The sequence below is a fragment of the Collinsella sp. CLA-ER-H3 genome (assembly GCF_040092425.1).
In the GTDB taxonomy this organism is placed as follows: Bacteria; Actinomycetota; Coriobacteriia; order Coriobacteriales; family Coriobacteriaceae; genus Collinsella.
This window is the reverse complement of record NZ_JBBNLP010000002.1, coordinates 151,304-176,177: the sequence shown is the minus strand read 5'-3', so window position 1 is coordinate 176,177 and position 24,874 is coordinate 151,304. Positions and strand designations below refer to the sequence as shown.

Below are 24,874 nucleotides of genomic sequence, written 5' to 3'. Positions count from 1 at the left end.
ATGAAATCGCTGTTACTAAATTGGTAACAGTACTCATATTTGCTATTTTTTGCCCACAGGCCCTTGGATGACAGTGTGATTTAATGCCCTCGGGATTCGAAACCCGGCATATCGGTAGCAAAAAGCCCGTCACCGCGGGGGTAACGGGCTTCTTAATTTAAATGGTGCCCCCAGCGGGATGTCCGCGTGCGGCTGGCGCCGCCCGCTTTCGCTGCGTCGCTCCGCTCCTTGCGTGCTGCGCTGGAAAACGCTTCGCGTTTCCTCAGCTCCGCACCCTGTCGGGTTCGAATCCCGGCATATCGGTAGCAAAAAGCCCGTCACCGCGGGGGTAACGGGCTTCTTAATTTAAATGGTGCCCCCAGCGGGATTCGAACCCGCGATATCCACCTTGAAAGGGTGGCGTCCTTGGCCGCTAGACGATGGGGACAGCGGGAAAGAGTATAGCAGACTTTTTTGCCGGCGCGTATATCGTTGGCAAACTGGAAAACCACCACAAAGGTGCCTGTCCCCTTTGTGGTGGTTAGGGGAGAAGCTTCATGGCGGCGTCGTGGGCGGCGTGCTCGTAGGTGTCGTCGAGGGGCTTGAGCGGCAGCAGGGCTGTGGCCTGCGCATCGCCGCGGCGCTCGAGGGCGTGGGTAATGAGCCAGTCGGCGAGCTCGGGGTTCTTGGGTAGCGCCGGCCCGTGCAGGTACGTGCCGATGACGCCCTTGTAGATCAGTCCCTCAAAGCCATCGTCGCCGTTGTTGCCGGTGCCCGCGACGACGGACGTTCCGAGCGGCGTGGCCTCTGTATCGAGCAGGGTGCGGCCGCCATGGTTCTCGAATCCCACAAAGGGCTCGGGTGCCAGGTCGGTCTTAACGGCGACGTTGCCGATCAGGCGGTCGGAGCCGCGTACGGTTTCGGCGGCAATGACGCCCAGACCCTCAATGCGATCGTCGCCCATGTAGTACGAACGGCCGAGCAGCTGATAGCTGCCACAGATGGCAAGCAGTGTGCCGCCATCCTCAACATAGGCCGCAACCTTGTCTTTTTGAGCGAGCAACTCGTGCGCCACAGCCAGCTGGTCGCGATCGGAGCCGCCGCCCATCATGACGATATCAGCATCATGCAGATCGAGCGTCTCGCCCATACGGACCTCGTCCACGTGCACGGGAATGCCACGCCAGGCGCAGCGGCGCTCGAGGGCGATGACATTGCCGCCGTCGCCGTAGAGGTTGAGGGCATCGGGATACAGGTAGACGATGCGCAGCGGGCGCGAGAGCTCGACCGGCGCGACGCCGACGGGGACGGCGCTGCCATCGGCGCACGTTGCGGCGTGGGCGGCAACCGTAGCCGCATCGGTGCCTTTGAGCCCGTCGAGCTCCTTGACTAGCGGCGGAAAGGCCGTGTAGTTGGCGACGGCATAGAAAGTGTCGCCGGCGGCTTCATCCGCAACGGCACCGATCGCCTGCTCGATATTCGAGATAATCGTGGCATCGATGCCGGCGTACTTGAGGCGTACCTGCATGTCGTGTGCGCGCGTGCCGCCGGCAAAGGCGACAAGCCCCGTTGTGTCGGCGATGCGCTCAAAGTCGACGTCGTAGATCCACGATACATCGTGGCCGTCGGCGTCATTGTCGTTGAGGAAGAAAGCGCAGAGTCTGCCGCCTGCCGTCTTGATGGACTGGATTTGTCGATCGAAGCCTACGGGATTCTTGGCCAGGTTTGCCTCGACGGTACGGCCGGCGATCTCCCAGCGGCCCATACGCCCGCCGGCGGGGACGTAGGCATCGAGCGTGGGCTGCAGATGCGCTGCGTCCACGCCCAGCTCGTGGGCGGCGAAGAAGGCTGCGGCTACGTTGTAGACCATGTACAGGCCGTTGTAGCGCGTGGCGATGTGCGTTGCGGGTGCGTCGGTATCGGGTCCAAAGACCAGGTCAAAGCCGTAACCGTCGCAGCCGAGCTCCACGCCCGTCACGCGACGGACCAGCCCAGGGCGGGCCCAGCCGCACGAGGGGCAATGGTATGCGCCAAGCTGGCCGTACTGCACATAGTCGTACTCCAACGGCGCATTGCACTGCGAGCAAAAACGCGAGTCGCTAATGCGGTCGGACTCGGTGCCCGTGGCGCCGTCGATGCCAAAGGCGATGCTTGCATTGGGAACGCGCGCGGCGATTGCGGCACACAGCGGGTCGTCTGCGTTGTAGATGAGCGTTGTTGCCGGAGAGAGCTCCAATGCATGGGCGATGACGTTTTGGGTATGGTCGATCTCGCCGTAGCGGTCTAGCTGGTCGCGGAACAGGTTGAGCAGCACAAAGTACGTCGGCTTGAGCTTGGGCAGAACGCGTACGGTGTAGAGCTCGTCGCACTCAAAAACGCCCACGCGCTTGCCGCTGCTGGTGTGCTTAAGGCCGCCGCGGGCCTCGAGCAGAGCACCCACCACACCAGGCTCCATATTGTTGCCGGCACGGTTGCACACCACGGTAGCACCGCTGGAAGCAACGGCGTCGGCGATGAGGTTGGAGGTGGTGGTCTTGCCATTAGTACCGGTGATCACCACGCTGCGGTCGACCAAGCTCGCGAGGTCGCTTAGCAACTCGGGGTCGATCTTCATGGCGATGCGGCCGGGGAGTACGCCGCCCTGGCGCTTAAGGACGGAGCGCAGCCCCCAGCGGGCGATATCGCTCGAGGTGCAGGCGAGAGATGAGCGGAGGTTCATGAAGCCGTTCCTAACATAGATGACATGGTCGGGGTGATCGCGTCGCTAAAAGCCGTAGCGGCGCGCAAATTCCTGGGCAAGCTGCGATACGTCTTCGCAGGCGTTGGCCCAGGGGGCAAAGTCGGGGGTGTCCGAGATAATGCCGTCGGCTTCCCAAACCGCCTGGTGCGAGAGGTCCCAGGGGTCGCGCGGCTCGGGTCGGCAGGGAAGATACGGCGTCTGGTACATGGGGTTCAGCAAGAAGAACGCGCCGCCCTCGCAACGGTTAGCGAACTCACGCAGCGCGCGCGTCGCCGGGCGCATCTTGTTTGTTTTGAACAGCAGAATCGTGCGGGCGAGCAGGTACCAAGGAGAGTTTTCGAGTACGTCTGCCCCCATCTGTTCCTCGAGCTGATGCGCCAGGGCAAAAAAGCCGTCTTGGTCTTCCAAGCGGGCGAGGGCAAGCAGCACGGTGCCGGCGGCCCGGGTGAGATAGCCTTCTGCCTTAAGGACGCGGCGGGCGTAGTTGGCGGCAGCGCGGTAGCGGGCGCTCGCCATGCACAGCTGCGAGATGGCCTCGAGCGTGTGGAGCCACCCGATAAGCACCGGCTCGCTCACGGTAAGGTCTGCTGCGGTGACACCGTCGGCCAAAACATTATTGGCCCAATAGTGCGGGGCCTCCATATCAAACCCGGGCACGCTCTGTTGCAGGTAGTCGGCCGTGCTCGCCTCGAGCTTCATCAGGTCGCCCAGGCAGGCATCGACGGGCGTGTCCGCCAGGATGATGGCGAGCAGCTGCGCGTCGACGGCCAGTGCGTCGACGCGAACAATCTTGAGCAGCTCATCGCGCATGTCGTCGAACAGGCGGTTGCGCGTCTGCTCGAACTCCTCGTCGCTGCCCATGTCCTCGATGCGGCGAAGCTCGTCAAGCAAATGACGATGAACGCCGGCATAGGACAGCAGCGCTTGGGCATGCTCGGTCTGCGCATACTTGTGAGGGTTTGCGCTGATGTCGTTATGGACAAGCTCGCGTGCTGCATCGGTGAGTTCGGGGTGCGATGCCAGATAGGTACGCTCCAGATAGGCGGGGATGTAGACGCTCGGATCCATTAGAGGTCTCCTCCCTTAAATGGAAGCCCCTGCTCGGCTGCACGCAGGATGCGCTCGTCGATCTGGGAGCGCACGATGTCGTTGGTGGCGACCCAGGCGGCAAAGCTGGCGTTGTCGGGCGCGCCTAGGCCCTCCTGCAGTACCGGCGTCGCCTCGGACAGGGCAAGGACAAGCTCATCGGTGGAGCCCACGCCCACGTTGACGCGGGCATAGACGCCATCGGGAAACTCGGTTTGGAAGTAGAGTGCTTCGGCCGCGTGCGGGCATGAGCGCACCAGGATGCGTAGGTAGTGTTCGGCGCCCTCGTAATCCAGCTCGCGCCAGGCAGCGCTCATCAGCGCGATGAGCGTCCACGGGTCCAAGTCGCGCTCTGCGTCCTTGGGACGGCGGCGCAGCGGCGTGTTGGCGAGATAGGGCACGGAGTGGGCGGAACGAAAACGTTTGAGCTCCTCGGCAGGGTATTCGAGCTTTGCCATGGCAAGCATCGCGGTATGGCGGACGCCGGCGGGGTCGTTGGGTGCAAAGTCCAGGCTGCGATTCGCGGCATCCAGCGACATGCGGTAGCGGCCGCTAATGAGCGCGCGCGATGCCAAGGCGGCAAGCCAGCGCAGGTAGGGACGGCGGGTCAGGTCGCCTGCGGCCTCACACTCGTAGGGGTCCTGCGCCGAGGCAATCTTGAGCGCCAGATCGTGCTCCACCTCGTCGCACTTGGACACCAGATACTGTACGTATTCCTCGTTGGATTCGGCGGTGAGCGCCGTCAGCATGCGCTGGGCATCCCAGTTGGCCGGATCGAGCGCGGCTGCCTCGCGGAGCATGTTCTCGGCTGCGGTCTCTTCTTGCTCTGCTTGGGCGTCGTCGGGGATAAAGGGGATGCGGTAGTCGACAGCCTCGACGACCTTGGCAATCAGATGCCCAGCTCGGTCGCGGTCGTGCACGATGAGCGGCGCGGGGTTACGGGTGAATTGCTCCATCAGACGTTCTACGGCGGCACCGTCGGTGAGCGGGATATTGTCGCGGCGCAAGGCCTCAAGAACGAGGCGATGGCAATCCTCTTGAATGGGATCGAATGCCATGTGGCCTCCTTTGCTGCGGTTAGGGTTCAAATGTCTCTATATAGGGTTCTAGTTTACCCGCATGTGGCACACCGGGGGTGCCGCACTTGGACATGCACCTTTGCACCACGAAGACGGATGTCGCACAAATGTCGGCACCTTGGACGACTGAGTGGTATCGCGGTGCCGCAAACGGTCGATTTTTGGCGGCGAACGGGGCGCATTTTGGAGGGGCACCGTCCTGCCCGGGATATGTGGTCAACCTTGATAAAACGTTTGCCCAGCTTGGGAGTATGAATGCCCCACAAGGGTCTTCAGGGATGGAAAAAACGTTTCATCATTGTTGGCTTTAGGTGAATAACTGACCAACCAGAACGGTAGAATAGTGTTTGTCTGAGCGTTGAGACGTTTAGACATCGCGCATTGTCATCGCCGGCAACGCGCAAAACGGTCCTAACGGAGCCAATCGGGTGCTCCGTTATATACGCAAGTCTAAGAGGGGCTTGTTTAGGAGGCACAGTATGGGACGTTTTACCAATCCTCGCGATCTGTACTTTGGTGAGGGCGCTCGCCACGAGGTGAAGAACCTCAAGGGCAAGAAGGCCATCATCGTTTCTGGCGGCAGCTCTATGCGCCGCGGCGGGTTCCTGCAGGACGTTGAGGCCGACCTTAAGGAAGGCGGCTTCGAGGTCAAGCTGTTCGAGGGCGTCGAGTCCGACCCGTCCATCGAGACGGTCATGAAGGGCGCCGAGGCCATGCGCGAGTTCGAGCCCGACTGGATTATCGCCATCGGCGGCGGCTCGCCCATCGATGCCGCTAAGGCCATGTGGGTCTTCTACGAGTATCCCGAGGAGTCCTTCGATAACATCATCCAGCCGTTCAGCTTCCCCGAGCTGCGTCAGAAGGCTCATTTCTGCGCCATCTCCTCTACCTCCGGCACCGCTACCGAGGTCACTGCCTTCTCCGTCATCACCGACTACGCCAAGGGCATCAAGTACCCGCTGGCCGACTTCAACATCACCCCTGATGTCGCCATCGTTGACCCCGAGCTCACCTACACCATGCCCGCCAAGCTGTGCGCTCACACCGGCATGGACGCTCTGACCCACTGCATGGAGGCTTACGTTTCCACTTGTGCTTCCATGTTCACCGACGCTAACGCTCTGCACGGCATCCGCGAGATCGTCGAGTGGCTGCCCAAGTCCTATGCTGGTGACCATGAGGCCCGTCAGCACATGCATGAGGCTCAGTGCATCGCCGGCATCGCCTTCTCCTCGGGCCTGCTGGGCATCGTTCACTCCATGGCTCACAAGACCGGTGCTGCCTTCGAGAACGGTCACATCATCCACGGTGCTGCTAACGCCATGTACCTGGGCAAGGTCATCCAGTGGAACTCCAAGGACCCGCGTGCTGCCGAGCGTTACGCTTACGTGGCCAAGGAGATCCTGCACCTTCCCGGCGAGACCAACGAGGAGCTCATCGCTGCGCTCGTCCAGAAGATTCGCGACCTCAACGACCAGCTCAACATTCCGCAGTCCATCAAGGATTACGCGAATGGCGGCGTGAAGGTCGACGCCGAGAACCCGCAGATGGTTTCCGAGGAGGAGTTCCTCGCGAAGCTCCCCGAGATCGCCGCGAACGCCGAGCAGGACGCCTGCACGCCCGAGAACCCGCGTGAGACCAAGGCTGCCGACTTCGAGAAGATCCTCAAGGCCTGCTACTACGACACCGACATCGATTTCTAATCGACTCTTGTTATCGTAACGAGGGGCTCCGCACGTATCCGTACGGAGCCCCTTTCTTTTTTCTTTTAGAGAATGGGATAGTTATGGCTGCAATTTTCAATAGCCCCAGCAAGTACATCCAGGGTCCGGACGAGCTCGCCAAGCTCGGCTCCTATGTCGAGCCGCTCGGCGCTAAGGCCCTCGTTATTGTGACGCCTTCGGGCAAGAAGCGCGTCGGTGCCAAGATCGAGGGCGGCTTTGCCGAGGCTAAGGCCGAGCTGCTGTTTGAGGACTTTAATGGCGAGTGCTCCAAGGGCGAGGTCGACCGTTTGGTGGCGCTCGCGCGCGACAACGGTTGCGATATCATCGTTGGCGTCGGTGGCGGTAAGATCCTCGACACCGCCAAGGCCGTTGCCTACTACCTGGAGTCCCCGGTTATCATTTGCCCCACCATCGCTTCGACCGATGCACCGTGCTCGGCACTTTCGGTGCTCTACACCGATGACGGCCAGTTCGATAAGTACCTGTTCCTTAAGGCAAACCCCAACATTGTCCTGATGGATACGACGGTTATCGCGGCGAGCCCGGTGCGCCTGACGGTTTCCGGTATGGGCGATGCACTCGCAACCTACTTTGAGGCCCAGGCGACGCACGATGCCGACGGTGGCACTTGCGCCGGCGGCAAGGGCGGAATGGCCGGCCTGGCGCTCGCCAAGCTCTGCTACGAGACGCTTATGACCGATGGCGTCAAGGCCAAGGTCGCGCTGGAGAAGGGTGCGCTCACGCCTGCCGTTGAGCATATCATCGAGGCCAATACGCTGCTTTCCGGCATTGGCTTTGAGAGCTCGGGCCTTGCTGCTGCTCATGCCATCCACAATGGCCTGACGATGCTGCCCGAGTGCCACGGCATGTATCACGGCGAGAAGGTCGCCTTTGGCACCATCGTCCAGCTGGTACTCGAGGATGCTCCGACTGAGAAACTCGAGGAAGTCTTGGGCTTCTGCATTGAGCTGGGCCTGCCGGTCACGATGAAGGAACTTGGCGTTGCCGAGCTTACGCGCGAGCAGGCCATGGTCGTTGCCGAGGCCGCTTGCGCGCCCGAGGACACCATGTGCAACATGCCGTTTGAGGTGACGCCCGAGATGGTCGCAAACGCCATCCTAGGTGCCGACGCGCTGGGCCACTACTATCTCATGGATGAGTAAGTCAAGCTAAGGAAGGGACAAAGCCAGCAGATGGCTTTGCCCCTTTTTGCTATGGTGCAAACTAACCTGACCCCATCGCACCAAGTTGGTGCAGGGGGCAGGTTACTTTGCACCAATCGTTGTTTGATGAAGGGCGGATTCTCGTATGGCGCTTCCTATGGTTTACGGCGGTCCCGGCCGGTATGTTCAGGGGCCGGGCGAACTATCGCGTCAGGGCAGGTATTTGTCATGGTTGGGCTGCGCTGCCTATGTTTTGTTTGACCAGGGCACCGAGGATCGGCTGTGCAGGCAGATCGTCGATGGATTTCTGGATGAAGATCTAAGCGAGCCGTTCTTTAAGATTTACGACGGTCCGTGTACGGAAGATGCCGTTGTCGAAATGGCCAAGGAAGCCCGGGCCGAATATTGCGACATGGTGGTGGGCATTGGCGGCGGCAAGATGCTCGATATCGCTAAGGCCGTTGCGTTTTATGCCGAGTTGCCGTTGTGCGTAAGCCCCACGGCGGCTTCGATGGACGGTCCGTGCAGCGCGATTTCGGTTCTGTATCACGAGGATGGGTCGTTCGACCGCTACCTGATGCTCGAGAAGAATCCAGACCTGGTCGTGGTCGATACTGACGTGGCCGCCGCGGCGCCGTTGCGCATGACGGTCGCCGGTATGGGCGACGCGCTGGCAACGTACTTTGAGGCGCGTTCGTGTGCCGCGGCGCACGGCACCAACGAGCACGGTGGCACGCCGGGGCACTTGGCCCTGGTTGCGGCTCGGGCCTGCTACGACACGCTTATGGAGTGTGGTGTCGCTGCCAAGCGCGATCTTAAAAAGGGCCGTACATCGCCAGCGGTTGAGCGCCTGATCGAGTGCAATATTTTGCTCTCGGGTGTCGGCTTTGAGAGTGGCGGCCTAGCGCTCGCCCATGCTATCGCTAACGGGTTGACGATTCTGCCCGAGTGCAAGGCCATGCACGGCGAGGCCGTAGCGTTTGGCCTGGTGGTCCAGCTTCGCCTGGAGCGTGCGCCCGAGCTCGATCGGGTGCTCGAGTTTTGCCAGCGCGTCGGCCTACCGACGACGCTTGAGGAGCTGGGGCTTGGTGAGATTACCGATGCCGACCTGATGAGCGTTGCGGATGCAACTTCTAAGAACGAGCGCAATATGGCTAACGAACAGGCCAAGGTGACCAAACAAAAGCTCGTCGAGCTCATGCGCGAGGCATAGCTTGGCGCTTGATCGACCTTGTGCAATCAAGTCGGCGATAGGCCATAGATTATTTACCTCAAAGATGCTCCGCGTGTAATTTGCCCGAGACGTGGGCCGATAGCGTATCATTATCTCTTGCTTGTTTGCACTGCTCAGGGAGGGGCCGCGCATGGCGCAGGAACACGATCTGTTTGATGACATTATCGAGATCAGCAAGGGTTTCGACTTTCTTAAAAACCCGCTTGGCGGTGTGACCGATGCACTCGATCCGTCAGCGCCGCAGTGGAATCCTGCCGACTACAAGGAGCGCCCGCGCGGAAACACCATTCCGTGCCTGACCTGCAAAAATGAGAAGAGCGGCTGCACCGCGTGCATGGACGTATGCCCGGTCAACGCTATCGAGGTCGAGGAAGACGCCATTGAAATCCTCGACTCCTGTCGCAAGTGCGGCCTGTGCGCCGCTGCCTGTCCGACCGAGGCGATCATCTCGCCGCGCCTGGCGCCCAAAAACCTTTACGACGACATTGTCTCGGCAGCTACGAGCCACGAGACAGCCTACGTTACCTGCACGCGTGCCCTTAAGCGCATGCCGCGCGAGAACGAGGTTGTCGTTGCCTGCGTGGGCGATATTACGGCCGAGACCTGGTTCTCGGTACTGGCCGACTATCCCAACGTGAGTGTGTACCTGCCGTTGGGCGTGTGCGATAAATGTCGCAACACCGGTGGCGAGGATATTCTGGGCGAGGCCATCGCCACTGCCGAGGAGTGGGCCGGTACGGGCATGGGCCTGGAGGTCGACCCCAAGAGCCTCAAGTGCCATAAGCTTCGCGAGTACGAGCGCAAGGAGTATATGGAAAAGATCGCCCGCACCACGGGCCTGACGGTGACCAAGCTCAATCCGGCGACGGCGGCGCTGGCCTCGGTGACGCAGAAGTTGAAGGCCCACCGTCACCAGATCACGCAGCTCGAGCGCACACTCAACACCATGTGCGGCACCACAACGACTAAGCGTCGCCGTTCTCTCACGCACGGGCGCCAACTGGTGCTCTCGACGTTGCAAAACCACCCCGAGCTTGCCCAGAACATGCAGGTGAGCACGCCGGAATGCGATTTTGACAAGTGCACGTCGTGCGGCGAGTGCGTCAACGTGTGCCCCACGTTTGCCTGCGATCTGGTGGGAAGCGGCCGCTTTGCACTGGAATCCACGTATTGCCTGGGTTGTGGAGCCTGCGTCAAGGTGTGCCCCGAGCATGCACTCAAGCTTGTTGAGCACGACGCGTCTAACTTGGTCGTCGTCGACCCCGAGGCCGAGGAAAAGGCCGCTCAGAAGGCCAAGGCCCACGAAGAGGCCGAGAAGGTCAAGGCCGAGGCAAAGGAAAAGCTCAACAAGATGCTCGACCAGGTGGAAAAGCTCGCGGACTAGTCAGCGATCCCTATCTCTGCTTCATTCGTGCCGCTGCGGTGTCCGGATTCGCCCGGATGCTGCGGCGGCGCTATACTTATGCAGTTTGAAATACTTGTACCAAAAGGAGCTGTCGTGTCCCTTTCCATCGGTATCGTGGGCCTGCCCAACGTAGGCAAGTCGACGCTGTTCATCGCGCTTACCAAAAAGACCGGCCTTGCCGCCAACTACCCGTTCGCCACGATCGACCCCAACGTGGGTATCGTCGACGTGCCCGATAGCCGCTTGCAAAAGCTCGCCGACATCGTCAACCCGGGTCGCATCGTGCCGGCAACGGTCGAGTTCGTCGACATCGCAGGTCTGGTGAAGGGCGCCAACGAGGGCGAGGGCCTGGGTAACCAGTTCCTGGCTAACATTCGCGAGACCGACGCCATCTGCGAGGTCGTACGCTACTTTAAGGACCCCAACGTTATGCGCGAGGTGGGCCGCACGGGCGAGTTCGTCGACCCCGCCGGCGATGCCGACACCATCATGACCGAGCTTATCCTGGCCGACATGGGCACGCTCGAGAAGCAGCTGCCTAAGCTCGAGAAGGAGGCCAAGCGCGACAAGGAGCTCATGCCCAAGTTTGAGGTCGCCAAGCGCCTGCTCGCCTGGCTCAACGAGGGCAAGCGCGCTGCGTCTATGGAGATGACCGACGAGGAGCGCGCCGCCGCCAAGGGCCTGTTCCTGCTCACCATGAAGCCCATCCTGTACGTGGCCAACGTGGACGAGGATATGCTCAACGACGATCTGGCGCCCATCGACGGCGTTAAGCCGCTGCCCATCTGCGCCAAGATCGAGGCCGAGCTTTCCGAGCTCGATCCCGAGGATGCGGCCGACTACCTGGAGAGCTTGGGTCTGGAGCAACCCGGTCTGGACGTGCTCGCGCAGGCAGCCTACAAGCTGCTCGGTCTGCAGTCGTTCTTTACGGCTGGCGAGATGGAGGTCAAGGCCTGGACGGTTCGTCAGGGCGCGACCGCCCCGCAGGCCGCCGGCGTTATCCACACCGACTTTGAGCGCGGCTTTATTAAGGCCGAGGTCATTGGCTATGACGACTACATCGAGCTCGGCGGTGAGCAGGGCGCCAAGGCCGCCGGCAAGCTGCGTATCGAGGGCAAGGACTATGTCATGGCCGATGGCGATGTCGTGCACTTCCGCTTTAACGTGTAAGGACGACGCATATGTTTAAATATGGCAAAAAAGCTGGCTACATGGGTATTGCGCTGCTCGTACTTGCGGTGATTCCGCTGGTGGTCGCAGCGTTTGTTATCCCCAACATTGGTCCCGAGGTGGCAACGAAGTTTAACGCAGCCGGCGAGGTGACGCGCTGGGGCAAGAGCTACGAGCTGCTGGCACTGCCGGTGCTCAACCTGTTGCTGAGCGTGGCGACGTACTTTACGGCGGGACGCCAGGCTAAAAACAATGATGACTCCGCCGCCATGGCGCGCATCGTGTGCGAGCGCTACCTGCGAAACGGCTGCATCACGGGCGTGTTCCTCAACGTGATTAACGTTTACTTTATGTACTCGGCGATTACCGGAACGGGCTTTGGCTTTGGTTTCTAGCTTGTCCTTTTAGGCAACGAGCCTGCACGCATATTCAATGGCTGCTGCGAGGCCGCCGCTCGATCGTGGTTTAAAGACCATGTCGGCGGCGGCCTCGTTTTCGTATCCGGCGCCGCGAAGGGCGAGTGCGATGCCGGCTTCTAGAAGGAGCGGCAGGCCGCGTTGGCTGGTTGCGATTACGGCAGCCTGATTGAGCGGGCAGCTGTGCGTTTGGCATTGGATGGCAAGTTCACCTTGCGCCGGGCAAGGGACCAGAACGGCGGCGACGCGACTTGATAGCAATGCAAATGCTGTGCGCTCATCGGGCGAAAGGCATTCGGCTTCAACGACGACGAGCTTGGGCGGTGCGCTGTTTGTGCGAAGCGTGGCTCGGTACATGCGGACCGAAGAACCCGACATAGAAAACTCCTGTGTATTCGGCAAAACGTAAACTATAGTTTACGTTTTTGTTCAGCTCCATTTCAAACTCGGCTGCATGGACGAACGTGCGAAACAGATTCTTGGCAAGCGAGTCGAGCAGACGCGCAAGGACCTTGGTATCTCCAAGGTCGATTTTTGTGTGGCAGCAGGAATCAGCCGTCCCTATCTCGACAGAATCGAAGATGGGACGGCAAATTTCACGCTCAAGGTTCTATTTAAGATCGCGCCCGCACTCGGCATGACGGTGTCAGAGCTTCTCGAGGGGATCGAATAGGGGATACCCGTCGATAACTGAATTACGCCATCGGGACGCGGTCGTGGTTGACTTGGCTGTAGAACAGGCGCTGGATTTCGGCGGCATCGCGTGACTGGCCGAGTGCCCACATGGTTTTGGCCACGAGCGTCTCGGTGGTCATGTCATCGCCGCGCAAAATGCCCGGATGATCGGCGTAGGCACGGCCGACCTCATAAACACCCAGGTCAAGGCCCTCTTCGGGGACCTGCGTGGTCATAACGACGGTGCGGCCCGAATCGACCCAGCGGAAAATCGCCTCTTGGAACGACTCGCCCGACTCGCCAAACTCGGGGATACCGCCAATGCCAAAGGTCTCCAGAATCACGGCGTCGTAGCTATCGGCAAGGGCGTCGAGGATGCCCGGGTTTACGCCGGGCGTAAGCTTGAGTACAAATACGCGCGGGTCGATGCTGTCGTAGAAACGAACCGGGTTCTCGTTCTGGTGAGTGCCGTGGAGTCCGTTGCGAACGATGCGGTCGTTGCGGATATAGGCGATAGGCGGATAGTTGACGCTAATGAACGCGTTAAAGCTCATGGTGCGCTGTTTGCGGGCGCGCGTGCCGGCAATGGCTACGCCGCCAAACACGATTGAGACGTCGTGCGAGTGCTCGTCGAGCGCATAAAGCAGGCTCTGGTACAGGTTGAGCTTGGCGTCGGTAAAGGGATTGCCCATGGGCTTTTGCGAGCCGGTGAGTACGATGGGCTTGGGGCTGTCCTGAATCAGGTAGGAAAGCGCCGCCGCGGTGTAGCTCATGGTGTCGGTGCCGTGCAGAATCACGAAGCCGTCGTGGTCGGCATAACCCTCGACGATGACGTCGCGGATACGCATCCAGTCACTGGGGCGCATATTGGTGCTGTCGATGTTCATGGGCTGCACCACGTCGAGCTCGCAGAGGCCCGAGATCTCGGGGACGCTCTGGGCGAGCTCCTCACCGGTCAGGGCGGGGGAGAGGCCATTGCCGTCCTCGGTCGATGCGATGGTGCCGCCCGTGGCGATGAGAAGGATGCGCTTCATGCTGGTATTCCTATCGTATTTGCCGCCGCAGAGGCGGAGTCGTTCGGCAGTATTGTGGCACAGGGCGTCCAATGTTCAAACGTAATACATCATCTGTAACGTTTAGTAACACTTCAATTGCCGTCAAATAAGGGCCCAGGTCGTGCGTTTGCCGTGCGCTGATGGCTGCGAGGGACGAGAAACCCCATATAACGTGTACACTATGAAAGCTATTTTCGTTCATTCACGCGGGTGGGCACCGGCTCCCCGCCAACAGGAGGGGAAACCATGGATCAAAAGGCTTCCGCAAAGGTCCTCGTACTCGACTTTGGTGCGCAGTACGGTCAGCTCATTGCCCGTCGCGTCCGCGACCTCAACGTGTATTCCGAGATTGTCCCCTGCGACATCTCGGCCGACGAGATTCGCGAGATGAACGCCTCTGCGCTCATCCTTTCCGGCGGCCCGGCTTCTGTGTATGCCGAGGACGCTCCGTCCATCGACCCCGCCATCTTTGACCTTGGCCTTCCCGTCCTGGGCTTTTGCTACGGCCATCAGATCACGGCCGTGACGCTCGGCGGCAAGGTCGGTCACTCCGAGGTGGGCGAGTACGGCCGCGCCACTATTACGCGCACTGCCGGCGCCAAGCTCTTTAACTCCACGCCCATGGAGCAGACCGTGTGGATGAGCCACCGCGACGCCGTGTCCGAGGTGCCCGAGGGCTTTACCGTTACCGCCAGCACCGACGTGTGCCCGGTTGCCGCCATGGAATGCGTCGAGCGCAAGATCTTCACCACGCAGTTCCACCCCGAGGTCAAGCACTCCGAGTACGGTCAGCAGCTGCTGAGCAACTTCCTGTTTGAGATCTGCGGCCTGGAGCCCAACTGGAGCATGGATAACCTGGTCGAGACCATGACGGCCGAGTTCCGCGAGAAGGTCGGCGACGACCGCGTGATTCTGGCCCTGTCCGGTGGCGTCGACTCCTCCGTCGTGGCTGCGCTGGGCGCTCGCGCCGTGGGCAAGCAGATGACCTGCGTGTTCATCAACCACGGCCTGCTGCGCAAGGGCGAGCCCGAGCAGGTGGAGGAGGTCTTCACCAAGCAGTTCGATGTCGACTTTATCCACGTCCACGCCGAGGACCGCTATGCCGAGCTTCTGGCTGGTGTGACCGAGCCCGAGGAGAAGCGCCGCATCATCGGTACGCAGTTCTGGAAAGAGTTCTTCGCCGTGGCGCAGCAGCTCGAGACCGATGGCAAGCCGGTCAAGTACCTGGCTCAGGGCACCATCTATCCCGACATCATCGAGTCCGGCGCTCGCAAGACGGGCGGCAAGACGGCCACCATCAAGAGCCACCACAACCTGATCCCGTTCCCCGAGGGCGTGCACTTCGACCTCATCGAGCCGCTCGACCACTTCTTTAAGGACGAGGTCCGTGCGCTTGGTTTGGCGCTCGGCCTGCCGGGTCACATCGTGTTCCGCCAGCCTTTCCCGGGCCCGGGTCTGGCCATCCGCATCATCGGTGCGGTCGACAAGGAGAAGCTCGAGATTCTCAAGAATGCCGACGCCATCGTGCGCGAGGAGCTCGACGCCTACAACCAGCGTCTGTTTGAGCAGACCGGCGAGCGCAACTCCGAGCACAGCTGCTGGCAGTACTTTGCGGTTCTGCCCGACATCAAGTCCGTCGGCGTTATGGGTGACGAGCGCACCTATCAGCGCCCGATCATTCTGCGCGCCGTCGAGTCCAGCGACGCCATGACCGCCGACTGGGCCAAGCTGCCCTATGACGTGCTGGCTCGCATCTCCGGCCGTATCGTTGCCGAGGTCCCCGGCGCCAACCGCGTGTGCTACGACATCACGTCCAAGCCGCCCGCGACGATTGAGTGGGAATAGAACAGACGTTCGATAAAAAAATATAGTATCAGATAGCGGGCACGGTTTCAATTGAATCCGTGCCCGCTGCTGTATGCGTGTCCTTGCATGCCCAATATGCGCCGTAAAAGCCCTCTTCTTCGACGTCAAAGTGAATGCGCTTCGTTTTTGCCTCTCAAAATCTTATTTTCACGATTTGCATTTTCATCCCGTTGTCACCGACCCTTGCGAGAAACCGGAAAAAGCCGCTGACAGAAGGGTCTCTCAAATCGTTGTAGCCCAGCATATAGCCGCGACTTGTGACCTGCAGACGGCTGTCCCACGTGCCGATTTCCTTGGCGGCATCCGAAACCGCAAAATATGCCCCCACATCCTTGATTTTTGCAGTCTTAAGCCATGTTTTTGCGATCATCTTTACCGCCGTCCGATTGGCAGCATCAAAGACCAGCACACTGCCGGGGAAAGCGTCCGCCATCCCCCGCACCAGTTCCCGGACCTGCTGGGTCAGAAAGTAATAGAACACCCCGGAGGCAAAGAACACCGCCCCGCGGGAGGCATCGATTTTGCTAAACCATGCGGTGTCTTTCAGGTCGCAGGGGATATTTTGTTCTCGATCCCCGGCGGGCAGTAGCTGCTGCCGCAAGGCAATCACATCCGGGAAGTCCAGATTGTAGATCTTGCATCTACCGTTGTCGCAGGTTCTGCCGGTGTTGTCCAGCCCGCAGCCCAGATTGACCACCGCCGCATTGGGGTGGCCTTTCAGGTAATCCCGCACCTCGAAAGCAAGATCACTCTGCCGTGTGGCCACCTCCAGCGCACCAAAGCGCTGCATCAGGCTGCGGGAGTTTTTCTCTGCCTCTGAAAAGTCGTAGTCGATCTGGTCGAGCAGACGAACCGCTGTTTCATCCCTGTAAAGGTTCGGGTACAACTCCGTACACAGCTTCCGGGAATACAGCGGGAGGATCAGCGTCTCCTGCACGGTGTTTTTCTCAATTTTACATTTCATAGGTTTCTTCCTCAGTGAATAAAAACTGTCATAATTGCCGCCAGCATAGCCGCTATGACCGTCATGCCTATCGCCATGTGCAGGATGGATGCAAAAATACCCGTGCTTGATGCCCCTACTTCCGCGCCGTGACGCAGAGCCACTTTTTCTTTTTGTGTATCTGCACCTCGTGAAAACCCGCCTGCTCCAGACATGCCTTTAATTCAATGTCCTTGTAGATGATCATGCCGCCGATGATCTGCGTCCACCTCTCGTCCTTGTCCGTATCGCCATTGCTCTCGTTGCAGATGAGAATTGTCCCGCCTGGCTTCAGCGTCCGCCAGACCTCACGGAAGCATCGGGGCAAATCAGGCCAAAAATAGACGGTCTCAAAGGCCGTGGCAGCATCGAAGTAGCTATTCTCAAACGCCATATCCGCCACACTGCCTTGCAGAACGGCGCAACGCCCCTCCTGAATTGCAGTTCGGTTGAGCTTTCTAGCCTTCTCCACGCTGACGGGCGAATAGTCGATGCCCTTGACGATGCCATGCGAGTATTTTTTCAGCAGCCGTTTTATGTTCGCCCCGCCTCCGCAGCCGCAATCCAGCACCTTGGCGTTTGGCGCAAGTCGTAGAAATCGAAGCCCCCACCGCGCCACAGGGCTGTGGCCCAGATTCATCATGGCAACCATAAGTTTTCCGCCGAGGCCCACGGGCTTGCGGGTGTTTTCAAAGAACGACATCTGGCCCCTCCGATTTCGTGCATTCCGCATAGGTCAACGGGAACGAGGCCTTCAGCACTGCGCTTTTCTGCACCGCCCAGCCGTTTTGACGCAGGAAACGTAGGTATTCCTCGCTTGTCCACCTGCTGTGGAGGGGGAATCCCGCCATACTCATGAAAAAGGCTTTTGCCTTGCCGGAAACCGAGCTCCCCGCGTGAGTGAAGGTTGGCGCGATGAGCACGCCGTCGTCCTTCAGCACCCGTCTGATTTCTTGCAGGGCCTTTTCCGGATGCGGCACTATGTGAAGCGCGTTGGACGCGATCACCACTTCGAAGGACTTCTGTGCATAGGGCAGGCGGAACATATCTTGTACGGAAAAGTGCAGCTTTGCGGATTGATTGTCCCGCTTTGCTTCAAGGATCATCTTTGCAGAGGCGTCCGTAGCCTCGATGTGCGCCGCCGCATCCACGATGCTCTTTGCGATAAGCCCCGTGCCGGTGGCAACCTCCAGCACGGTTTTTGCTTTCACCACCGGCCTGATCAGCCCATACATCTTCTCATACGCCGCCCGGTCCTTTCGCATGAAACGGTCGTACCGAGCGGCATTCTTGTCCCAGAAGCCCTTGCATTCGTGCATGGCTATCGCCCCCAAATAGTTAGAGCAATCTAACTATAACACGCGTATCATGTAGTAAGATAGGGCTAACCTTATTTTCTTGGCTAAGACGCATCTCTTCGGTTTTCGCTTATAACGGCGCGAGTCAGATACTAGGCTGAAGCTGAAGAAGGAGCTTGGCGGACAGGTAGGTCGATACCGGTTCCCGGAACGGTGATCCAGCCAATTACACCAGGGCTCTAGTCATTGAGTGGGAGTACCTGAAACGAGGCGATTGATTAACTCCATTCATTTTGGTTACAAAAAAACATGCCGCGCGCCTGCAGTATGAAGGGGAGGGAATCCTATGAAAATCGTTGTATTGAGTGGTAGCCCGCGCAAGGGCGCCAATACCGACACCATGGTCGAGGCATTTGCCGAGACCGCGCGTGAGGGCGGCAATACGGTCGAGGTCGTCCGCGTTGCCAGCAAGAAGATCGCTGGTTGTCTGGGATGCCAGTACTGCTTTACCCATGAGGGCACCTGTGTGCAGAAGGACGACATGGCCGACGTGATCGAGTCATTGAAAGGCGCCGATATGGTTGTCTTCGCTTCGCCTATCTACTGGTTTGATATCACTGCGCAGGAGAAAGCCGCCATTGACCGTCTGTACGCCTTTGGTGCTACGGGCTTCCCGTTCACCAAGACGGCCCTTTTGCTCGATAGCCACAGCGAGGGCGCCTATGATGCGGCGATCGCTATGTACAAGTCAACCTGCGCGTACTGCAAGTGGGAGGACCAGGGCATTGTCACCATTAGCGGCATGACCGAGCGCGACAGCATGGCATCGTCGCCCAAGTTGGAAGAGGTGCGAGAGCTCGCTCGCAAGCTCGCCTAAGGACAAGAAGAACGCATGGCAATCAGTGTTGGTGGAAATGCTTGCTGTCCTTACCAAGAGATAGGGGTGTATTCCCTCAAGTGCCGTATAGAACAATTTTTAAACGCAGAAAAATAACTGAAAACAAATTAATCCGCGTTAAAATATTGTCAAACAGAAGTTCATGAGGGAAGGTTGCGTATGCGTCGCAAGGCAGACGAGCTCCTTAGGGAATGGCGAGACAGGGCTGATAGAAAACCTTTGCTGGTCAAAGGCGTGCGCCAGTGTGGCAAGACCTATCTGCTCAGAACGTACGCCCAGGATCTTTTCGAATCGGTTGTCTACGTTAATCTTGAGAACGACCGGTCGGCGCGAGCGGATTTTTCGGGCGGTCTTGACCCTCATTCGATCGTACGCGCGATCGAGGCTCGTACGGGACAGCGTATCGTGCCTGGCAAAACCTTACTGTTCATTGATGAGATCCAGGCATGCGAGGAAGCGCTCACTTCCCTTAAATACTTTTGCGAAGATGCTCCCGAGTATTACGTTGCGGCTGCTGGGTCGCTTCTTGGGGTTGCCATTAACCATCAGTCGTATTCGTTCCCCGTCGGAAAGACCGACTTGATTGAGATGACTCCACTCGATTTCGAGGAGTTTCTCTGGGCGATGGGGCACGATCAGCTGGTCGACGAGATACGCTCATCATTCGAGTTTATGGGTCCTCTTGCGCCAAGCCTTCATGAAAAGGCGCTTGGGCTCTATCGGCAGTATCTTGTTGTTGGCGGAATGCCCGAGGCGGTCCAAACGTACATCGATGATCAGTCAATCATTGATGTGGCCGAAAAGCATCGGATTATTCTCGACGGATACTCCGCCGACACTAATAAATATGCTGATGAGCGCTTGAGCGCAAAGACGCGTGCGTGCTTCGATTCCATTCCACAGCAGCTTGCCAAAGAGAATCGTAAATTTCAATACAAGGTAGTGCGAGCGGGGGGCAATGCGTCTCTCTTTGGAGATGCTCTCGACTGGCTTGTATTGTCGGGTACGGTGGCGCGCTGCAGCCTAGTCGGGCAGATCGAAAGCCCTTTAGAGGCTTTCGTTAACCCTTCTGCTTTTAAAATCTATCAGGCGGATACAGGGCTGCTCGTCTCCAAGGCCGGTGCTCAACGCGCCGATATTCTTGCCGGTATCGGCGGCACATTCATGGGTGCACTTACCGAAAACTACGTTGCCCAACAGCTTTCAGCCATGGGCTATCCGCTGCATTATTGGGCGCGAGATAATCGTGCGGAAATCGACTTTGTAGTAGAGAAGCAGGGATGCTTGTCTGCGATTGAAGTCAAGGCGGGAGAGAACACAAGATCTCGAAGTCTGTCCTCACTTAAAAAGACCCATCCGGGCGTGCGCCTTATCAGGCTATCGACTAAGCCCTTTGGAATGAATGATGGGCTTATGTCTGTTCCACTTTATGCGGCATTTTGTCTATAGGGATGATGCTGCTGTAATGCATGGGGCCCGGAGCGCGATGTTGCTGCGCTCCGGGCCCCGCTGCTTAGTTAAACCATGACGGTTTGGTCGCCGTCGTCCTAGTCAAACAGGCTCGGCATGTCGTTTTCCTTCATGAGGGCACCGGCGGAAGGTAGGCTCTGCGCGGTGAACTTTTCGGCCGAGACGCCGGCGCCAAGGATGTCCTCGGTCGTGCCGACGGTGGTGACCGAGCGGCCCTTCTTGGCCGTGAAAGCCTGGACGCCCTGCGTGTTGGTGGTCGTCTTGGTCTTGAGCAGCGACGTGTTGAAGTTCATCAAACGATAGTCGCTCGAGACCAGCGCGAGGTCGCGGTCTTCCTTGAGCGCCTGGGCATACAGCAGCTTGCTGCCACCGTAGATGGCGTTCTTGAGGCGCTTGCGGTTGGTCTTGGTGACGTATCCAGAAAGCGCGACGCGCACCACGCGGCCGTTCTCAAAGACGAACAGCACGTCGGCCTTGTAATCCTCGGGGTCGATGACCCAGATGACGCTCTCGTCGGGTTCCATCTCAAGATCGGTCGGCAGGTACGAGCCCAGCTGGGCCGACTTGGTGTCCTCAAACGCTGCAACCTTGCACTTGTACACCTGGCTCTTGTTGGTAAAGACCAACAGCTCGTGGGTGTTGGAGGACGGGAACTCGATAAAGGGTTTGTCGCCGTCCTTGTACTTGAGCGTGGTCGCCTTCTTGAGCACGCGGTCCGTCATCTTCTTAAGGTAGCCATCGCACGAGAGCATGATGGTGACCGGGTATTCCTCGACCTCGGGCTCCAAGCTTACCTCGATAACCTCATGGGGCTCGATCCTGCCCGTGCGGCGCGGCATCACGTACTTCTTGTTGACCGCGGCCAGCTCGTCGCTGATGACCTTCTTGATGTTCTCCTCGCTGGAGAGGATCTCCTCAAGCTCGGCAATCTCGCCCTCAAGCTTGGCAATGTCCTTGGTGCGGTTGAGGATGTACTCCTCGTTGATGTTGCGGAGCTTGAGCTCGGCAACAAACTCGGCCTGGGTCTCGTCGATGTCGAAACCCTTCATAAGGTTGGGCACGACCTCGGCCTCGAGCTTGGTGCCGCGGATGATGGCGATCGCCTTGTCGATGTCGAGCAAAATCGCCTCGAGGCCGTGCAGCAGGTGCAGGCGCTCGGACTTTTTGCCCAGGTCAAAGTTAATGCGGCGGCGCGTGGACTCAATACGCCACTTGACCCACTCGTGCAGGATCTGGCGCACGCCCATAACGCGGGGATAGCCGTCGACCAGCACGTTAAAGTTGCACGAGAACGAATCCTGCAGCGTGGTCGAGCGATAGAGCTTCGCCATGAGCTTGTCGGGGTCGACGCCGCGCTTAAGGTCGATAGCGATGCGCAGACCCGAAAGGTCGGTCTCGTCGCGAATGTCTGCGATCTCCTTGACCTTGCCCTCTTTGGAGAGCTTGACGATGCGCTCGATAATGACATCGGTCTTGGTGGTGTAGGGGATCTCGTAAACCTCGATGATGCGCTCTTCGGGAATCCAGCGCCAGCGGGAGCGGATCTGGAAGCTGCCGAGGCCGGTCTCGATAATCTTTTCCATCTCCTCGCGGCGGTAGATAATTTCGCCGCCGGTCGAGAAGTCGGGCATGGGCATGTACTCGAGCAGATCGCAGTCGGGATCCTGCAGGTAATGCATTGTGGCGGTACAGACCTCGTTGAGGTTGAAACCGCAGATATCGGATGCCATGGCGACGCCGATGCCCTTGTTGGCCGAGACGAGGATGTTGGGGAACGTGGTGGGCAGCAGGCGCGGCTCCTTCATGGCGCCGTCGTAGCTGTCGACGAAGTCGACCGGGTCCTTGTCGATGTCCTTGAAGATCTCGGCGCTGATGGGGGCGAGCTTGGCCTCGGTATAACGCGAGGCGGCGTAGCTCAGGTCGCCCGAATAGTATTTGCCAAAGTTGCCCTTCGACTCCACGAAGGGGGCGAGCAGCGCCTCGTTGCCGGTGGCCAGGCGCACCATCGTCTCGTAGATCGCGGCATCGCCGTGCGGGTTGAGCTTCATGGTCTGGCCCACGATGTTGGCGCTCTTCTGGCGCTCGCCCTTGAGCAGACCCATCTTGTACATGGTGTAGAGCAGCTTGCGGTGCGAGGGCTTAAAGCCGTCAATCTCGGGAAATGCACGCGAGACGTTGACGCTCATGGCGTAGGGCATGTAGTTGACCTCGAGCGTCTGCGTGATCGGCTGGTCGGTGACCTCGGAGTGCAGGCCGATGACGTTCTCGGCGTTAACCTGCTTTTTCTTTGGCTGGTTCTTCGTCTTCTTCTTTGCCACGATATCCTCTTGAACTTCTTATGGGCCGTCGTTATCTATTAGCTGCTATTGCAGGTCCAGCTGGTCCAGATATTCCTTGCCGTGCTCGGAGATATGGCGCTTACGGCCCGCCTCGTCGTTGCCCAGCAACAGGTTGAACATGGTCTCCATCTTGGTGACGTCCTCGGGCTCCACCTTGATCAGGCGGCGCGTCTCGGGGTTCATGGTGGTGAGCCACATCATGTCCGGATCGTTCTCACCAAGACCCTTGGAGCGGTTGATCGAGCACTTCTGGTCGCCGATCTCCTTAAGGATGCCGTTCTTCTCGAGCTCGGTGTAGGCAAAGTAGGTCTTCTCTTTGCAGTTGATCTCGTAGAGCGGCGACTCAGCGATATAGACGTAGCCCTCGTCGATAAGCGTGGGCACCAGTCGATAGAGCATGGTGAGTACGAGCGTGCGGATGTGGTAACCGTCGACGTCGGCGTCCGTACAGATGATGACTTTGTTCCAGTTGAGGTTGTCTAGGTCGAAGGCACCAAGGTTTTTGATGCGCTTGTCCTTGATCTCCACGCCGCAGCCCAGCACGCGCATGAGGTCCATGATGATGTCGGACTTAAAGATGCGCGGGTAGTCCTCTTTCAGGCAGTTGAGGATCTTGCCTCGGACGGGCATAACACCTTGGAACTCGGCATCGCGCGAGGTGCGGATGGCGCCTGCTGCCGAGTCGCCCTCTACGATGTAGATCTCGCGACGGTCCTTGTCCTTGGAGCGGCAGTCGATGAACTTCTGCACGCGGTTGGCCATGTCGGTCTTCTGCTGCAGGTTGGTTTTGATGCTCTGGCGCGTCTTCTCGGCGTTCTCGCGCGAACGCTTGTTGATGAGCACCTGCTCCATGATCTTGTTGGCAGCGTCTTTGTTCTCGATCAGATAGGTCGAGAGGCGCTCCTTAAAGAAGGCAGTCATGGCCTGCTGGATAAAGCGGTTATTGATGGCCTTCTTGGTCTGGTTCTCGTAGGACGTCTGGGTGGAGAAACAGTTAGTCACCAGCACCAGGCAGTCCTGGACGTCTTGCCATTTGATGCCGCTCTCGTTTTTGTTGTACTTGCCCTGTTGCTTAATGTAGGCATCGATGGCGCTGGTCAGAGCGCTACGAGCCGCCTTCTCGGGCGAACCGCCGTTTTCGAGCCATGACGAGTTGTGGTAGTACTCCTGCATCATGAAGGTGCGCGAGAAGCACATGCACGCGGTAATCTTGACGTTGTAGTCGGGCAGGTCCTCGCGGTCGCGACCGCGGCGGTCGGCCTCGATAAAGAAGGGCTCGGTGAGGTAGTCGGCACCGACCTTCTCGAGCACATAGTCCTCGATGCCCTTGGGGTAGCAAAAGTCCTCTTCGGAAAACTCGCCATCGTCGCCCTCGATGCGCAGGCGGAAGGTAACGTTGGCGTTGACCACGGCCTGGCGGCGCATGGTCTCGCGATACCACTCGTGGGGAATACTGATCGAGGTAAAGACCTCAAGATCGGGGCGCCACTTGATGGTGGTGCCGGTGCGGTTCTCGTTGCTGGGCTCAATCTCGAGCGCCTTCTTTTTGGCGCCGACGACCTTACCCTTCTTAAAGTGCAGGGAATATTTGTTACCGTCACGCCAAACCGTGACGTCCATGTACTCGGAAGCGTACTGGGTCGCGCAGGAGCCCAGGCCGTTGGTGCCGAGCGAGAAGTCGTAGTCGCCGCCCTGGTTGTTGTTGTACTTGCCGCCGGCGTAGAGCTCGCAAAAGACGAGCTCCCAGTTAAAGCGTTTCTCGGAAGGGTTCCAGTCGAGCGGGCAGCCGCGGCCGTTGTCCTCTACCTGAATGGAGCCATCGCGAAAGGCGGTAAGGGTGATGAGCTTGCCGTAGCCCTGGCGCGCCTCGTCAACGGCGTTGGACAGGATCTCGAAGGCAGCATGCGCGCAGCCATCGAGTCCGTCCGAGCCAAAGATGACGGCGGGGCGCAGGCGTACGCGCTCCTCGTCCTTGAGCTGGCGGATACTGTCGTTACCATAGTTTGCGGTGTTTTTTGCCATACTCGCTCTCTCGGTGCTCCTTTGCTGCGTTTAAGTCATATAGATAGTCAAGGTAGCATAGCCCAGCCCATAGGCGATTCCAACCAACACGAAATCCATCGAACAATCGTTCGGAGTTCGATGGGGATTCGTTTACTCGGACAAAACCGAGTCGGCTCTGTCCGAGTAAGCTTGAAGGCGGCCGGAGGCGTCTTGCTGCGTTTGCGGTTGGATACGTTGTCGAAAACGTGTCGTGCGGATTGTTGTTCCGAATCGAACATTGGGACAAGCGTC

The 24,874-nt window shown here is 59.0% G+C and carries 20 protein-coding genes and 1 tRNA gene; 10 read left to right on the top strand and 11 right to left on the bottom strand.

Annotation, left to right across the window (positions count from 1 at the left end; genetic code table 11):
• Positions 1–350: 350 nt before the first annotated feature.
• The 4 genes from AAAX32_RS02375 to AAAX32_RS02360 all read right to left on the bottom strand — a co-directional run bounded on the left by AAAX32_RS02375 (position 351) and on the right by AAAX32_RS02360 (position 4,863).
• Positions 351–427: transfer RNA gene (locus AAAX32_RS02375), tRNA-Glu, on the bottom strand.
• 93 nt (positions 428–520) lie between these two features.
• Positions 521–2,698, bottom strand: coding sequence for a MurT ligase domain-containing protein (locus AAAX32_RS02370; RefSeq protein WP_349099876.1), 2,178 nt, complete (start codon positions 2,696–2,698; stop codon positions 521–523).
• A 45-nt stretch (positions 2,699–2,743) separates the two neighbouring features.
• Positions 2,744–3,787: a hypothetical protein gene (locus AAAX32_RS02365; protein ID WP_349099874.1), complete on the bottom strand. Its 1,044-nt coding sequence runs from the start codon at positions 3,785–3,787 to the stop codon at positions 2,744–2,746.
• On the bottom strand, positions 3,787–4,863 hold the full coding sequence (locus AAAX32_RS02360) for a hypothetical protein (protein ID WP_349099873.1): 1,077 nt from the start codon (positions 4,861–4,863) through the stop codon (positions 3,787–3,789). Before AAAX32_RS02360 ends, AAAX32_RS02365 begins: the two co-directional genes overlap by 1 nt.
• Before the next feature lie 500 nt (positions 4,864–5,363).
• On the opposite strand from AAAX32_RS02360, the gene AAAX32_RS02355 reads away from it, so the two are divergent.
• The 6 genes from AAAX32_RS02355 to AAAX32_RS02330 all read left to right on the top strand — a co-directional run bounded on the left by AAAX32_RS02355 (position 5,364) and on the right by AAAX32_RS02330 (position 11,975).
• A complete protein-coding gene (locus AAAX32_RS02355) occupies positions 5,364–6,587 on the top strand; it encodes an iron-containing alcohol dehydrogenase (RefSeq protein WP_035136916.1) in 1,224 nt (407 codons plus the stop codon).
• Positions 6,588–6,670: 83 nt separating this feature from the next.
• Complete coding sequence (locus AAAX32_RS02350) at positions 6,671–7,771, top strand: glycerol dehydrogenase (protein WP_349099872.1); 1,101 nt, start codon at positions 6,671–6,673, stop codon at positions 7,769–7,771.
• A gap of 145 nt (positions 7,772–7,916) precedes the next feature.
• Positions 7,917–8,984, top strand: coding sequence for a glycerol dehydrogenase (locus tag AAAX32_RS02345; RefSeq protein ID WP_349099871.1), 1,068 nt, complete (start codon positions 7,917–7,919; stop codon positions 8,982–8,984).
• Between the two features lie 151 nt (positions 8,985–9,135).
• On the top strand, positions 9,136–10,389 hold the full coding sequence (locus AAAX32_RS02340) for a 4Fe-4S binding protein (RefSeq protein WP_349099870.1): 1,254 nt from the start codon (positions 9,136–9,138) through the stop codon (positions 10,387–10,389).
• A gap of 114 nt (positions 10,390–10,503) precedes the next feature.
• Entirely contained in the window at positions 10,504–11,580 is a 1,077-nt protein-coding gene (gene ychF / locus AAAX32_RS02335; protein WP_349099869.1) for a redox-regulated ATPase YchF, read from the top strand.
• An 11-nt stretch (positions 11,581–11,591) separates the two neighbouring features.
• Positions 11,592–11,975, top strand: a complete 384-nt coding sequence (locus AAAX32_RS02330) for a DUF1648 domain-containing protein (RefSeq protein ID WP_055309951.1) — start codon at positions 11,592–11,594, stop codon at positions 11,973–11,975.
• A 9-nt stretch (positions 11,976–11,984) separates the two neighbouring features.
• Here the strand turns inward: AAAX32_RS02330 and AAAX32_RS02325 are convergent, their stop codons facing one another.
• On the bottom strand, positions 11,985–12,374 hold the full coding sequence (locus AAAX32_RS02325) for a hypothetical protein (RefSeq protein WP_349099867.1): 390 nt from the start codon (positions 12,372–12,374) through the stop codon (positions 11,985–11,987).
• A 76-nt stretch (positions 12,375–12,450) separates the two neighbouring features.
• Here AAAX32_RS02325 and AAAX32_RS02320 point away from each other — a divergent pair, with 76 nt between their 5' ends.
• The gene (locus tag AAAX32_RS02320) at positions 12,451–12,669 is read left to right on the top strand and encodes a helix-turn-helix transcriptional regulator (protein ID WP_118935309.1); all 219 of its coding nucleotides are present in this window, start codon (positions 12,451–12,453) and stop codon (positions 12,667–12,669) included.
• Between the two features lie 22 nt (positions 12,670–12,691).
• On the opposite strand, the gene AAAX32_RS02315 is transcribed toward AAAX32_RS02320, so the two are convergent.
• The gene (locus AAAX32_RS02315) at positions 12,692–13,705 is read right to left on the bottom strand and encodes an asparaginase (RefSeq protein WP_349099866.1); all 1,014 of its coding nucleotides are present in this window, start codon (positions 13,703–13,705) and stop codon (positions 12,692–12,694) included.
• 267 nt (positions 13,706–13,972) lie between these two features.
• On the opposite strand from AAAX32_RS02315, the gene guaA reads away from it, so the two are divergent.
• Complete coding sequence (guaA, locus tag AAAX32_RS02310) at positions 13,973–15,571, top strand: glutamine-hydrolyzing GMP synthase (RefSeq protein ID WP_035136929.1); 1,599 nt, start codon at positions 13,973–13,975, stop codon at positions 15,569–15,571.
• Positions 15,572–15,725: 154 nt separating this feature from the next.
• Here guaA and AAAX32_RS02305 read toward each other — a convergent pair whose 3' ends face one another.
• The 3 genes from AAAX32_RS02305 to AAAX32_RS02295 form a co-directional block, all read right to left on the bottom strand.
• A complete protein-coding gene (locus AAAX32_RS02305; RefSeq protein ID WP_349099865.1) occupies positions 15,726–16,556 on the bottom strand; it encodes a class I SAM-dependent methyltransferase in 831 nt (276 codons plus the stop codon).
• A 115-nt stretch (positions 16,557–16,671) separates the two neighbouring features.
• The gene (locus AAAX32_RS02300) at positions 16,672–17,277 is read right to left on the bottom strand and encodes a class I SAM-dependent methyltransferase (protein ID WP_349099864.1); all 606 of its coding nucleotides are present in this window, start codon (positions 17,275–17,277) and stop codon (positions 16,672–16,674) included.
• Positions 17,264–17,893 (bottom strand): class I SAM-dependent methyltransferase, encoded by a 630-nt coding sequence (locus AAAX32_RS02295; protein ID WP_349099863.1) that lies wholly within the window; start codon positions 17,891–17,893, stop codon positions 17,264–17,266. The genes AAAX32_RS02300 and AAAX32_RS02295 overlap by 14 nt, the downstream gene beginning before the upstream one ends.
• A 325-nt stretch (positions 17,894–18,218) precedes the next feature.
• On the opposite strand from AAAX32_RS02295, the gene AAAX32_RS02290 reads away from it, so the two are divergent.
• Positions 18,219–18,749 (top strand): flavodoxin family protein, encoded by a 531-nt coding sequence (locus AAAX32_RS02290; RefSeq protein WP_349099862.1) that lies wholly within the window; start codon positions 18,219–18,221, stop codon positions 18,747–18,749.
• A gap of 180 nt (positions 18,750–18,929) precedes the next feature.
• On the top strand, positions 18,930–20,219 hold the full coding sequence (locus tag AAAX32_RS02285) for an ATP-binding protein (protein WP_117776003.1): 1,290 nt from the start codon (positions 18,930–18,932) through the stop codon (positions 20,217–20,219).
• Positions 20,220–20,317: 98 nt separating this feature from the next.
• Here the strand turns inward: AAAX32_RS02285 and AAAX32_RS02280 are convergent, their stop codons facing one another.
• Both AAAX32_RS02280 and AAAX32_RS02275 read right to left on the bottom strand, forming a co-directional pair.
• Entirely contained in the window at positions 20,318–22,558 is a 2,241-nt protein-coding gene (locus AAAX32_RS02280; protein WP_349099861.1) for a DNA gyrase subunit A, read from the bottom strand.
• Positions 22,559–22,603: 45 nt separating this feature from the next.
• Entirely contained in the window at positions 22,604–24,601 is a 1,998-nt protein-coding gene (locus AAAX32_RS02275; protein WP_349099860.1) for a toprim domain-containing protein, read from the bottom strand.
• Positions 24,602–24,874: the final 273 nt, after the last annotated feature.

Excerpts from the sequence above, each read along its gene's own strand:
- AAAX32_RS02370 (WP_349099876.1), bottom strand. The coding sequence starts at position 2,698 with ATGAACCTCCGCTCATCTCTCGCCTGCACCTCGAGCGATATCGCCCGC.
- AAAX32_RS02365 (WP_349099874.1), bottom strand. The coding sequence starts at position 3,787 with ATGGATCCGAGCGTCTACATCCCCGCCTATCTGGAGCGTACCTATCTG.
- AAAX32_RS02360 (WP_349099873.1), bottom strand. The coding sequence starts at position 4,863 with ATGGCATTCGATCCCATTCAAGAGGATTGCCATCGCCTCGTTCTTGAG.
- AAAX32_RS02355 (WP_035136916.1), top strand. The coding sequence starts at position 5,364 with ATGGGACGTTTTACCAATCCTCGCGATCTGTACTTTGGTGAGGGCGCT.
- AAAX32_RS02350 (WP_349099872.1), top strand. The coding sequence starts at position 6,671 with ATGGCTGCAATTTTCAATAGCCCCAGCAAGTACATCCAGGGTCCGGAC.
- AAAX32_RS02345 (WP_349099871.1), top strand. The coding sequence starts at position 7,917 with ATGGCGCTTCCTATGGTTTACGGCGGTCCCGGCCGGTATGTTCAGGGG.
- AAAX32_RS02340 (WP_349099870.1), top strand. The coding sequence starts at position 9,136 with ATGGCGCAGGAACACGATCTGTTTGATGACATTATCGAGATCAGCAAG.
- AAAX32_RS02330 (WP_055309951.1), top strand. The coding sequence starts at position 11,592 with ATGTTTAAATATGGCAAAAAAGCTGGCTACATGGGTATTGCGCTGCTC.
- AAAX32_RS02325 (WP_349099867.1), bottom strand. The coding sequence starts at position 12,374 with ATGTCGGGTTCTTCGGTCCGCATGTACCGAGCCACGCTTCGCACAAAC.
- AAAX32_RS02320 (WP_118935309.1), top strand. The coding sequence starts at position 12,451 with ATGGACGAACGTGCGAAACAGATTCTTGGCAAGCGAGTCGAGCAGACG.
- AAAX32_RS02315 (WP_349099866.1), bottom strand. The coding sequence starts at position 13,705 with ATGAAGCGCATCCTTCTCATCGCCACGGGCGGCACCATCGCATCGACC.
- guaA (WP_035136929.1), top strand. The coding sequence starts at position 13,973 with ATGGATCAAAAGGCTTCCGCAAAGGTCCTCGTACTCGACTTTGGTGCG.
- AAAX32_RS02305 (WP_349099865.1), bottom strand. The coding sequence starts at position 16,556 with ATGAAATGTAAAATTGAGAAAAACACCGTGCAGGAGACGCTGATCCTC.
- AAAX32_RS02300 (WP_349099864.1), bottom strand. The coding sequence starts at position 17,277 with ATGTCGTTCTTTGAAAACACCCGCAAGCCCGTGGGCCTCGGCGGAAAA.
- AAAX32_RS02295 (WP_349099863.1), bottom strand. The coding sequence starts at position 17,893 with ATGCACGAATGCAAGGGCTTCTGGGACAAGAATGCCGCTCGGTACGAC.
- AAAX32_RS02290 (WP_349099862.1), top strand. The coding sequence starts at position 18,219 with ATGAAAATCGTTGTATTGAGTGGTAGCCCGCGCAAGGGCGCCAATACC.
- AAAX32_RS02285 (WP_117776003.1), top strand. The coding sequence starts at position 18,930 with ATGCGTCGCAAGGCAGACGAGCTCCTTAGGGAATGGCGAGACAGGGCT.
- AAAX32_RS02275 (WP_349099860.1), bottom strand. The coding sequence starts at position 24,601 with ATGGCAAAAAACACCGCAAACTATGGTAACGACAGTATCCGCCAGCTC.